We start from the raw sequence: 10,709 nt of genomic DNA, 5'->3' as shown, positions 1-10,709 counted from the left end.
GTCCAGCCGAGCTCGGCGCGGGCGAGATCCGAATTGGCAACCACCGCCGCGGCGTCGCCAGGGCGGCGATCACCCATCTTCACCTCGAAATCATGGCCAAAGGCGCGGCGCACGCTGTCGATGACCTCCAGCACCGAATAGCCATGGCTGTAGCCGCAATTGGCGACGAGGCTCTGTCCCCCGGCGCGCAGCCGCTGCAAAGCCAGGCGATGCGCCGCCGCCAGGTCGCTGACATGGATGTAGTCGCGTATGCAGGTGCCGTCCGGCGTCGGATAATCGGTGCCGAACACCTGCATGAACGGCCGCTTGCCAAGTGCCGTCTCGCAGGCGACCTTGATCAGATGGGTTGCGCCCGGCGTCGACTGGCCGGTGCGGCCCTTCGGGTCGGCGCCGGCGACGTTGAAGTAGCGCAGCGCCGTATAGCGCAGGCCATGCGCGATCGACGCGTCGCGCAGCATCCACTCACTCATCAGCTTGGACAGGCCATAGGGCGATTCCGGCGCCAGGCGGGCGTCCTCGCGCACCGGCTCCAGCCCGGCGCCGCCGTAGACGGCGGCGGTCGAGGAAAAGATGAAATTGGGCACGCCTTCGCGCACCGCGGTTTCGATCAGCGTGCGCGTCTTCGAGGTGTTGTTCTCATAATAGCCGAGCGGGTCGGCGACCGATTCCGGAACCACGATCGAGCCGGCGAAATGAATGATCGCGTCGACCTTGTTCTCCCTGATGACCGCGCCGACCAATTCCTTGTCGGCGACATCACCGACGACCAGCTTGGCCTCCGGCGCCACTGCCCATTCGAAACCGGTGGAAAGACGGTCGAGAACGACCACGCTTTCGCCTGCATCCAGCAGCTCCCAGACCATATGGCTGCCGATGTAACCGGCGCCGCCTGTCACCAAAACTGTCATCCGCGTCCTCGCTTATCCAAGATTTATCGGAAACTGTCTCAACCCCGCTCTACTGGAAAGCCCGCCGCATGGCCATTGGAACCCCCTGGTAACCGGCATTGCCGGCCAGTGGCATTGTCCTGAAACAAAGTTCATCCACATCAAGGGAATAGGCCACGATCCGCGGTCGTTAGGAACAGGTCCGGGGCGTGGCATTTTGACCAAAAAGGCCAGGTGGACGACCAACGGGCCAATGATTATGATCCCGCGCAAAAATTGGGAAGTCGACATGAACTATCAGCGGTTCTTCGAGGAAGCGATCGACCAGCTCCATGCCGAGCGTCGCTACCGCGTTTTCGCCGACCTCGAGCGGATCGCGGGCAAGTTCCCGCGCGCCATCTGGCGTTCCAATGGCCGCGCCGAGGAAATCACCGTCTGGTGCTCCAACGACTATCTCGGCATGGGCCAGCATCCCGACGTCATCGCCGCGTTCCAGAATACCGCTGGCAAGATGGGTTCGGGCGCCGGCGGCACCCGCAACATTTCCGGCACCTCGAACCCGCTGGTAGAGCTCGAGGTGGAGCTTGCCGACCTGCACGACAAGGAAGCGGCACTGGTCTTCACCTCCGGTTTCGTCTCCAACGAAGCCTCGATCTCGACCATCGCGAAGCTTTTGCCCAACTGCCTGATCATCTCGGACGAATTGAACCACGCCTCGATGATCGAAGGCGTGCGGCGTTCCGGCGCCGAACAGAAGATCTTCCGCCACAATGACGTGGCGCATCTGGAAAGCCTTTTGCAGGCGGCGGGGCGCGAACGCGCCAAGCTGATCGTCTTCGAAAGCGTCTATTCGATGGATGGCGACATCGCGCCGATCAAAGAGATCGTCGAACTCGCCGAGCGCTACAACGCCATGACCTATATCGACGAGGTCCATGCCGTCGGTATGTACGGGCCGCGCGGCGGCGGCATCACCGAGCGCGAAGGCCTGGCCGACCGCATCGACATCATCGAAGGCACGCTGGCCAAGGCATTCGGCACGCTGGGCGGCTACATCACCGGCACCAGCGCTGTGATCGACGCCGTGCGCTCCTATGCGCCGGGCTTCATCTTCACCACGGCACTGCCGCCGGCGATCGCTGCCGCCGCGACCGCGTCGATCCGCCATCTCAAGCGCTCGCAGGCCGAGCGTGACGCCCAGCAGCAGCAGGCCGCGAGAACCAAACACATCCTGTCGGCCGCCGGCCTGCCGGTGATGGATTCGCCGACGCACATCGTGCCGCTGCTGGTCGGCGATCCCGAGGCCTGCAAGATGGCCAGCGACCGCCTGCTCGGCGTGCACGGCATCTACATCCAGCCGATCAACTACCCGACCGTGCCGCGCGGCACCGAGCGGCTGCGCATCACGCCAACGCCGTTCCATTCCGATGCGCTGATCGCCGAATTGCAGGATGCGCTGGTCGAGACCTGGGATGCGCTCGGCATCCCCTATGGTTCGGCAGGTCGGCCTTCGGTGGCCAAGAGCGACCGCATCATTCCCCTGCTGGTGCCCAAGTCAGGCGGCTGATGCCGTTTGGAACTCTACTCCGGCCGCCATCTGGCTCGCCGGAGCGATTTCAATTCGGGCTTCGTCAGCGGCTCAGGCGTTCTTCATCCACTTCGCCAGCCGGTGCGCCGCTTCCTCGATCTGGTCGAGACGGCGGTGGAAGCACAGCCGCAAAAACGCCTCGCCGCCGGGGCCGAAAGCGGTGCCTGGCGCCAGGCCGACATTGGCCTTGTCAACGATGTCGAAGGCAGCAGTGCGTGAATCGGTGATGCCATCGACTGTGAAAAACAGATAGAACGCGCCCTGCGGCACCGTAAACCCAGCGCGGCCGGTGGCGCCGAGGATGCCGCAGACAAGGTCGCGCGCCTTGCGCGCCCGCTCCACCTGTTCGGCGACGAAGGCGTCGCCCTCGTCAAGGGCGGCGACCGCACCGCGCTGCATGAACTGGGCGACGCCGGAGCTCGAATACTGGATCAGGTTCTCGAACACCTGCTGCAAGCTCGGATGCGTCTTGATCCAGCCGACGCGCCAGCCGGTCATCGCCCAATTCTTGGAAAAGGAGTTGACGTACAGGATACGGTCTTCCGCCGACGCTATGTCCAGGAAGGACGGCGCGCGGCCGTGGCCATAGTGGAACAGTGAATAGATCTCGTCGGCGATGATCCAGAGGTTCTTCGCGCGCGCCAGAGCGAGGATCGCCTGCAAGGTCTCGTGATCGGCGGTCCAGCCGGTCGGATTCGACGGCGTGTTGATGAACAGCGCCTTTGTGCGCGGCGTGATCGAAGCGGCGATCTTCTCGACGTCGCAGGACCAGCCATTGCCGGAATGATCGAGCGTGACCGCGACTGGAACGGCTCCCGCTATCCCTGCTGCGGCATCGAAATTCGGCCAGGCCGGCGACAGGTAGACCACCTCGTCGCCCGCGCCGGCGAGCGCGTCGAGCGCCAGCTGGATGGCATGCATGCCGGAGCCGGTGACGATGAATTCTTCCTCCGGAAAATTCTTGCCGAAATGCCTGGCATAGTAGCGGGAGAGTGCCTGCCTGAGATCGGGGATGCCCCGTTGCCAGGTGTAGAATGTCTCGCCGCCGGCCAGCGCCTTCGACGCGGCATCGGTGATGAAGGCTGGCGTCGGCAGGTCGCCCTCGCCGGCCCAGAGCGGAATCATGCCTTCGCGCAGGCGGCCGTAGTTGACGACGGCGACAATGCCACTTTCGGGTGCCGCACGGGCCTCGGTGCGCAAGCTGTCGATCAGGGTCATGGGCGGATCCGTTTTTGGTCTGCGGTTTTCGTCAGCGGTCCTTACCAGATGCGAAAACAGAAAACCCCGGCCGCCAACGACCGGGGTTTTGGTCCAGCAAATGCTGCCCGTGGTCAGCGCCTGGCGAGCAGATCGCGAATTTCGGTGAGCAGCGCGACGTCGGCGGGCGGCGGAGCGGCCGGTGCAGCGGGCTTCTCGCGCTCAAGCCGCTTGCGCATGTTGTTCACCGCCTTGACCATCAGGAAAATGATGAAAGCGAGGATGAGGAAGTTCAACGCGACAGTGATGAAGCTGCCGTAGGCAAAGACCGCGCCTTGCTTCTTGGCGTCGGCCAGCGAGGTGGCGTTGACGGCCGAGGAGAGGCCAAGGAAATAATTGTTGAAGTCCAAGCCGCCGAAAATCGCGCCGACGATCGGCATGATGATATCGTTAACAAGGGAATCGACGATCTTGCCGAAGGCCGCGCCGATGATGACGCCGACCGCAAGGTCCATCACATTGCCCTTGGAAATAAATTCCTGGAATTCTTTCAGCATTCGACCCTCCTTGTCGTGACTGGCCGAGCTGCCGTTTCCGTCCTTGCGGCATCGACCTGAGGCAACATAACAAAAACCTCCTGACGCAACATGGGTAAAAGGGAGAAAACAACCGCTTTCTCCTTACCTTACGGCACTTTGGGCGGCAGCTCTGCCGAATTTGACGCGTTGCGTACAAGGGCGTGAAATTTCATATCCCCGCGATGCAAATCGACACAGATGCCGCCGAATCACTGCAAAACGACCACGCTGGACCAGATTGCCGCCGAGCACGGCATGGGCCCCTGGTTGTTGACGCGAGCGATCAATCGCTCTTTGCAAGGTTTCCCGCATTGACGGCACGGCAAAGCCAGCATTGAATTTCTGGAAATTATAGGCGTTTTCGCCTATAATGTTCTCATGAACATGCTCGAAACCATCAGCATTGATGTTTATCCGTGGGCGGCTCCAACAAAGGAGCAGCGCGCTTGGTTTGACGCGCTTTCGCCCGACGAGAAGCGGAAAGCGATTCAGGCGGCGATCAACGAAGGTTTTGAGAGCCCGGTCAGCGAAAAGTCGATCGACGACATTATTCGGGAAGCGCGTGCCGAACTCCCGCATGCGCCATAGGATAACGCATCGCGCCGAACGCGATCTGAAAGACATTTACCGACACACCTTCGAAAACTTCGGCCACACTCAGGCCGAAAAGTAACTGCGCGAACTCGACGCGGTGTTTGAGTTGCTCGGCGACTATCCGAGTATGGGCCGGCTCTATGAAGGCAGGACCCGTCAGTTCGTCCACGGCAAGCACATCATCCTCTATCGCATGGGTTTGGAGGAGGTCGTCATTGGCCGTATTTTCCACGGCGCTCAGCGGCGATCTTCACCATAACGACACCGACGCGCCGCCCTGATAGCCGTCCTGCACAGCTCTGCAATGGACTCGGACGCCAAGCTGTGGTTGCGTCCGGGCAAGCCGGATAGAAAGACGGCAGAGGAGGAAAGTCCAAGCGTGCAGGGCTTGTTCATCGTCATCATCGCGGTCGCCTATGTGACGCTGCTGTTTGCCATCGCCAGCCTCGGCGACCGCCGCTCGGCCATCTCCGAGCCGAGCCGGGGGCGGCCTTTCATCTATGCGCTCAGCCTCGCGATCTACTGCACATCCTGGACTTTCTTCGGCTCGGTCGGTCTCTCTTCCGAACGCGGCCTCGAATTCCTCGGCATCTATACGGGCCCGGTGCTCGTCTTCGTCTTCGGCTTCCCGCTGCTCAACCGTATCGTGCGGCTGGCCAAGACCGAGAAGATCACCTCGATCGCGGATTTCCTCGGCGCACGCTACGGCAAGAGTTTCACCGTCGCGGCGATCGCCACGCTGATCGCCACCATCGGCGCGGTGCCCTATATCGCGCTGCAGTTGAAGGCGATATCCGGTTCGGTCAGCCTGATGGTCGAGCACTATACGGGATCGCCGCCTTCGTTCGATCCCTTCGTCAGCGACATCTCGCTGGTCGTCGCCATGCTGTTGGCGCTGTTCGCGGTGCTGTTTGGAACCCGTCACGCCGACGCCACCGAACACCAGGACGGGCTGGTGCTGGCGGTGGCGGTCGAAACCGTCGTCAAGCTCGCCGCCTTCCTGGCGATCGGCCTGATGGTCACCTTCCTGATCTTCGGCGGCCCAGGCGACATGTTCGACAAGCTCGCCGAGAACGCGCAGGTCCGGCAGGCGATGAGCTACAACACCTCGCTCGCCACCTGGCTGGTGCTGACGTGCCTCAGCGGCTTTGCCATCATCATGCTGCCGCGGCAGTTCTACGTCACCATCGTCGAAAACCGCGGCGAGGCCGAACTGCGCACCGCGACATGGGTGTTCCCGCTCTACCTCGTGGCGATCAACCTGTTCGTGCTGCCGATCGCCTTCGCCGGCCTGTCGCTGGTCGGCACCGGAACCAGCAGCGATCTCTATGTGCTGTCGCTGCCCCTGTTCAGCGGCCATGATGTGCTGGCGATGGCGGCTTTCATCGGCGGCCTGTCGGCGGCGACGGCGATGGTGATCGTCGAAAGCGTGGCGCTGTCGATCATGATCTCCAACGATCTCGTCATTCCGCTGTTCGTGCGCCGCCTGCTCAAGACCTCGACCTCCGAGACCGAGGATTGGTCGACGCTGATCCTCAATGTGCGGCGCGGGGCGATCTTCATCCTGTTGTTCATCGCCTTCCTCTACTACCGCGAGAGCACCAACAGCGCGCGCCTGTCGTCGATCGGCCTGATGTCGTTCGCGGCCATCGCCCAGTTCGCCCCCGCCCTGATCGGCGGGCTGATCTGGCGCGGCGCCAACGGCCGGGGTGCGGCACTCGGCATGGTCGCCGGCATCCTCGTATGGGGCTACACACTGCTCCTGCCGTCGCTTGCCGCGGCCGATACCGGCATCATCGTGCACGGGCTGTTCGGCTTCGAGGCGCTGCGGCCGCAGGCCCTGTTCGGCACCGTCGCCGAACCGCTGAACCACGGCGTGTTATGGAGCCTGTCGATCAATGCGGTGTTTTTCGTGCTCGGCTCGCTGTCGCGCGCGTCGGTGCCGCTGGAACGCATCCAGGCGTCGATCTTCGTGCCGCGCGATGCCGGCCCGATGCCCAGCCTGCGCCGTTTCCGCACCGCCATCACCGTCAACGACCTGAAGGACACGATCGGGCGCTATCTCGGCGTCGAGCGCACCGAGCGCTCTTTCCAGTCGTTCGAAAAGACCAACGGAACCTCGCTGCACGGCAACGAACAGGCGAGCATGGACGTCATCCGCTTTTCCGAGCAGCTGCTGGCCAGCGCCGTCGGCTCCTCCTCGGCACGGCTGATCCTGTCGCTGCTGTTTCGGCGCCACGACCGCGAATCCCGAGATGCCTTCCGCTTGCTCGACGACGCCACCGAGGCGCTGCAGCACAACCGCGACCTCTTGCAGATCGCGCTCGACCAGATGGAACAGGGCATCACCGTCTTCGATCGCGATTTCCGCCTGATCTGCTGGAACCGCCAGTACCGGGCGCTGTTCGACCTGCCCGACGAGATGGGCCAGGTCGGCGTCTCGCTCGACCGCATCCTGCGCCATCTCGCCGAGCGCGGCGACATCCCTGCCGATCAGCGTGTGGCCATGCTCAACCGGCTGACCAGCTTCGTCAGCCCATGGCAGATGGAGCTGAAAACCTCGGGCCGCATCCTGGAACTGCGTTCCAACCCGATGCCGGACGGCGGCATCGTCGCCACCTATGCCGACATTTCCGGGCGCGTCGAGCAGGACCTGGCACTGAAGCGTGCCAATGAATCGCTGGAGCAGCGCGTCAAGACGCGCACCATCGAGCTGACCCGGGTCAATGAGGAACTGGCGCAGGCACAGATGCTGGCCGAGGAGGCCAATCTCGGCAAGACGCGCTTCCTCGCCGCCGCCGGCCACGACATCCTGCAGCCGCTGAACGCCGCCCGGCTCTATTGCTCCTCGCTGATCGAGAAGGCCGGCAAGGGGCCTGCCGGCAAGGCGGCCGTGAACATCGAATCCTCGCTGGAATCCGTCGAGACCATTCTCGGCGCCGTGCTCGACATCTCCCGCCTCGATGCCGGCGCGATGAAGCCGGATGACACCGCCTTCAACCTCGACGGATTGCTGCGCCAGATCGGCAACGACTTCCGGCCGCTGGCCGCCGAAAAGAAGCTCGAGCTGACCATCATGCCGTCATCGTTGACGGTGACGACGGACCGCAATTTGCTGCGCCGCCTGATCCAGAATCTCGTCTCCAACGCCATCAAATACACGCGCCACGGCCGCGTCCTGGTTGGCGTCAGGCGGCGCGGCGAATTGGCCGAGATCCAGGTGATCGACACCGGCATCGGCATCGCCGGCGACAAGCTGAACACCGTCTTTCGCGAATTCACCCGGCTCGACGAGGGCGCGCGCGAGGCCGAGGGCCTCGGTCTCGGCCTCTCCATCGTCGACCGCATCGCCCGGGTGTTGCGCCTGGAGATCCGCATCTTTTCCAGTCCGGGCAAGGGCACGCGATTCTCCGTTATCCTGCCCGTCGCGGCCGTGCAGGCACGACGCGAGATCGAAGCCAGGGCTCCCGCCCGCGCGACGGCCTCGCTGGCCGGTCTGCACGTGCTGTGCATCGACAACGACGCCCGCATCCTCGAAGGCATGCGGCTCCTGCTCGAAGGCTGGGGTTGCAACGTCGACACCGCGTCCGGTTCAAAGGATCTGGAGACCGCGAAGATACACCGCCCGGACATCGTCCTTGCCGACTACCATCTCGACGGCGAAACCGGTCTCGAACTCGTCGTCAGGCTGCGTGCGATCCATGGCGACACCCTGCCGGCCGTGCTGGTCACCGCCGACCGCTCCAACGAGGTGCGCACGGCCGCCGGCGGGCTCGAGATTGCGGTGATCAACAAACCGCTCAAACCAGCGGTACTGCGCTCGATGATGGCCAGGGTCAGGCCGCTGGCGCCGGCGGCGGAATAGCGGTCTAACCCGCCGGCTGCAGCGGGTCGCTGCCGATCTTGGACAGCAGGATCACCGCCTGGGTGCGGCTGTCGACGCCGAGCTTCTGCAGGATGGCGGAGACATGCGCCTTGATGGTGGCCTCGGAGACGCCGAGTTCATAGGCGATCTGCTTGTTGAGCAGGCCCTCGGCCAGCATGCCGAGCACCCGGGTCTGCTGCGGCGTCAACGCCTGCAGCCGCTTGATCAGGTCGGATATTTCAGGGTCGCGCTCGATGCCGAGATCGACGCCGACGGGTGCTGCAATATCGCCGGCAAGCACCGATTGCACGGCGCTGCGGATTTCTTCCATGCTGGCCGATTTGGAGATGAAGCCGGAAGCGCCGAGGTCGAGCGCCCGCCTGATGGTCGCCGGATCGTCATGCGCTGACACCACGACCAGCGGCACCGCCGGATGGATGCCACGCAGCGAGATCAGGCCGGAGAGGCCGCTGGCGCCCGGCATCGACAGGTCGAGCAGCACCAGGTCGACGTCCTCGTTGGCAACGACCAGCGCCTTGGCGCTCTCGAAATCGCCGGCTTCATGGATGGCGGCGACATTGCCGATGCCGGCGAGCGCTTCGCGCAGCGCACCGCGAAACAGCGGGTGATCGTCGGCGATGACGAAAGAATAGCCTGCCGGCAAATGTCCCTCCCCGAATCCCCGATGATTTTTGGCTTTTCGGGTTCAACTGGACGATTATGAGCGGCTGCGCGCTGTTTTCAAGCGGCAAAGCCAGTGCGCCGCCTCTCGTGGTTGAAACGCTCAGGTCTTCTGCGAATTGGGCTGGGCGCCGTTGTCCTTGTCCATATCCCTGACGATGCCCATGAAGCCGCGCAGGAAGCGCTCCATGTAGCCCATCGTCTTGTTGAAATCCTCTTCGCTCGGCAGTTTCGATTCGAGGCGGGCGGAGAGCGAATTCTCGAGCTTGGTGACGCGCTCGTCCATCGCCTTCATCGAGGTCTGCAAGCGGTCGACCTCGTCCTGGAAAGCGGCGCGTTCGTCGGCCGCCATCTTGCAGACGAGCTGGCCGGAGCGTTCGTCGCAGATCGACATGGCGCCGGTCTGGGTGTCCATGCGGATATAGCCGGTGGCCGACTTTTCCAGCCGGTAGCGGTCGGTTTCTTCCGAATAAGCTGAAGCCGCGACCAGCGAAACGAGCGCGGCGGGGATCAAGATGTGCTGCAGACGCATGTTGTCCTCCATGGCAAAGGCCTCAGATATCGCATGTTTGCGCCGGAAATGGGGAAGACCCTTGGCGTGGCCTTTCCCGAATGGCTGGTCGGAATCTTTTGAAGCAATTGCCAAGGGAAAGCGCTATGCGCTTTTCCCGGGAAAACCGTTTCACACTTTTCCTGGAACTGCTCTATAGCGCAACCATGTCTCAGATTATCTACAAGATAACCCCGCAGGCGCTTTGGCGCGAGGCCGAAACGCATGGCCGCTTCACCGGCGCGCCGATTGATGTCGCAGACGGCTTCATCCACTTCTCCACGGCGGCGCAGGTCAAGGAAACGGCGGCAAAGCACTTTGCCGGCCAGACCGACCTTCTGCTGGTCGCCATCGACGGCGCCAGCCTGGGTGCTGCGCTGAGATACGAGGTCTCGCGCGGTGGTGCGCTGTTTCCGCATCTTTATGGTCCGCTCGGCCTCAAGGCTGTGCTGTGGGTCCGGCCACTGCCGCTTGGCTCCGATGGTGTGCACCAGTTCCCGGCACTGGAGGGGCAATGAGCGTGCTCGACCGGCTCGGCCAGAAGCTGCTGTTCGCCTTCGATCCGGAAACCGCGCATGGCCTGTCGATCGCGGCCTTGCGATGCGGCGTTCCGGTTGGTGCACCAGCGATCCGCGACCACAGGCTGACGGTCAGCATCTGCGGCCTCGATTTCCCCAATCCGCTCGGCATGGCGGCCGGCTATGACAAGAACGCCGAAGTGCCCGACGCGCTGCTTGGCCTGGGCTTCGGCTTTGCCGAGGTCGGCACG

General features: G+C 63.3%; 10 protein-coding genes and 1 pseudogene. 6 read left to right on the top strand and 5 right to left on the bottom strand.

Annotation, left to right across the window (positions count from 1 at the left end):
- A partial coding sequence (galE, locus tag EN914_RS10390; RefSeq protein ID WP_127389072.1) for a UDP-glucose 4-epimerase GalE occupies positions 1-908 on the bottom strand: 908 nt, incomplete at its 3' end.
- 268 nt (positions 909-1,176) lie between these two features.
- Here galE and hemA point away from each other — a divergent pair.
- Positions 1,177-2,454 (top strand): 5-aminolevulinate synthase, encoded by a 1,278-nt coding sequence (gene hemA / locus EN914_RS10385; RefSeq protein WP_127389071.1) that lies wholly within the window; start codon positions 1,177-1,179, stop codon positions 2,452-2,454.
- Positions 2,455-2,526: 72 nt separating this feature from the next.
- Here the strand turns inward: hemA and EN914_RS10380 are convergent, their stop codons facing one another.
- Together EN914_RS10380 and mscL are read right to left on the bottom strand one after the other, a co-directional pair.
- Positions 2,527-3,693, bottom strand: a complete 1,167-nt coding sequence (locus EN914_RS10380) for a pyridoxal phosphate-dependent aminotransferase (protein WP_024503136.1) — start codon at positions 3,691-3,693, stop codon at positions 2,527-2,529.
- 113 nt (positions 3,694-3,806) lie between these two features.
- On the bottom strand, positions 3,807-4,229 hold the full coding sequence (gene mscL / locus EN914_RS10375; protein WP_013533610.1) for a large conductance mechanosensitive channel protein MscL: 423 nt from the start codon (positions 4,227-4,229) through the stop codon (positions 3,807-3,809).
- A 399-nt stretch (positions 4,230-4,628) separates the two neighbouring features.
- Here mscL and EN914_RS10370 point away from each other — a divergent pair, with 399 nt between their 5' ends.
- The 3 genes from EN914_RS10370 to EN914_RS10360 all read left to right on the top strand — a co-directional run bounded on the left by EN914_RS10370 (position 4,629) and on the right by EN914_RS10360 (position 8,709).
- Positions 4,629-4,838 carry a hypothetical protein gene (locus tag EN914_RS10370; RefSeq protein WP_024503137.1) on the top strand — a complete coding sequence of 70 codons (210 nt, stop codon included), beginning with the start codon at positions 4,629-4,631 and terminating at the stop codon, positions 4,836-4,838.
- An 85-nt stretch (positions 4,839-4,923) separates the two neighbouring features.
- Positions 4,924-5,103, top strand: coding sequence for a type II toxin-antitoxin system RelE/ParE family toxin (locus EN914_RS38285; RefSeq protein WP_348630338.1), 180 nt, complete (start codon positions 4,924-4,926; stop codon positions 5,101-5,103).
- Positions 5,104-5,223: 120 nt separating this feature from the next.
- Positions 5,224-8,709 carry a PAS domain-containing hybrid sensor histidine kinase/response regulator gene (locus tag EN914_RS10360; RefSeq protein ID WP_024503138.1) on the top strand — a complete coding sequence of 1,162 codons (3,486 nt, stop codon included), beginning with the start codon at positions 5,224-5,226 and terminating at the stop codon, positions 8,707-8,709.
- Positions 8,710-8,713: 4 nt separating this feature from the next.
- Here EN914_RS10360 and EN914_RS10355 read toward each other — a convergent pair whose 3' ends face one another.
- Positions 8,714-9,373: a response regulator transcription factor gene (locus EN914_RS10355; protein ID WP_024503139.1), complete on the bottom strand. Its 660-nt coding sequence runs from the start codon at positions 9,371-9,373 to the stop codon at positions 8,714-8,716.
- A 120-nt stretch (positions 9,374-9,493) separates the two neighbouring features.
- Positions 9,494-9,922 carry a hypothetical protein gene (locus tag EN914_RS10350; protein WP_013533615.1) on the bottom strand — a complete coding sequence of 143 codons (429 nt, stop codon included), beginning with the start codon at positions 9,920-9,922 and terminating at the stop codon, positions 9,494-9,496.
- Between the two features lie 185 nt (positions 9,923-10,107).
- Between EN914_RS10350 and EN914_RS10345 the strand changes: the two genes are divergently transcribed.
- Positions 10,108-10,458, top strand: a complete 351-nt coding sequence (locus EN914_RS10345) for a DUF952 domain-containing protein (RefSeq protein WP_024503140.1) — start codon at positions 10,108-10,110, stop codon at positions 10,456-10,458.
- Positions 10,455-10,709 (top strand): annotated as a pseudogene (locus EN914_RS10340) (dihydroorotate dehydrogenase (quinone)); the annotation flags it as partial. The gene EN914_RS10345 and the pseudogene EN914_RS10340, both read left to right, overlap by 4 nt.

Source organism: Mesorhizobium sp. M7A.F.Ca.CA.001.08.2.1 (assembly GCF_003998455.1).
Taxonomy (GTDB): Bacteria; Pseudomonadota; Alphaproteobacteria; order Rhizobiales; family Rhizobiaceae; genus Mesorhizobium; species Mesorhizobium ciceri.
The sequence above is the reverse complement of the archived record's forward strand: the minus strand, read 5'-3'. Positions and strand labels throughout refer to the sequence as shown.

What these genes read in the sequence shown, in the direction of transcription:
- hemA (WP_127389071.1), top strand. Translation starts at nt 1,177, where the DNA reads ATGAACTATCAGCGGTTCTTCGAGGAAGCGATCGACCAGCTCCATGCC.
- EN914_RS10380 (WP_024503136.1), bottom strand. Translation starts at nt 3,693, where the DNA reads ATGACCCTGATCGACAGCTTGCGCACCGAGGCCCGTGCGGCACCCGAA.
- mscL (WP_013533610.1), bottom strand. Translation starts at nt 4,229, where the DNA reads ATGCTGAAAGAATTCCAGGAATTTATTTCCAAGGGCAATGTGATGGAC.
- EN914_RS10370 (WP_024503137.1), top strand. Translation starts at nt 4,629, where the DNA reads ATGAACATGCTCGAAACCATCAGCATTGATGTTTATCCGTGGGCGGCT.
- EN914_RS10350 (WP_013533615.1), bottom strand. Translation starts at nt 9,922, where the DNA reads ATGCGTCTGCAGCACATCTTGATCCCCGCCGCGCTCGTTTCGCTGGTC.
- EN914_RS10345 (WP_024503140.1), top strand. Translation starts at nt 10,108, where the DNA reads ATGTCTCAGATTATCTACAAGATAACCCCGCAGGCGCTTTGGCGCGAG.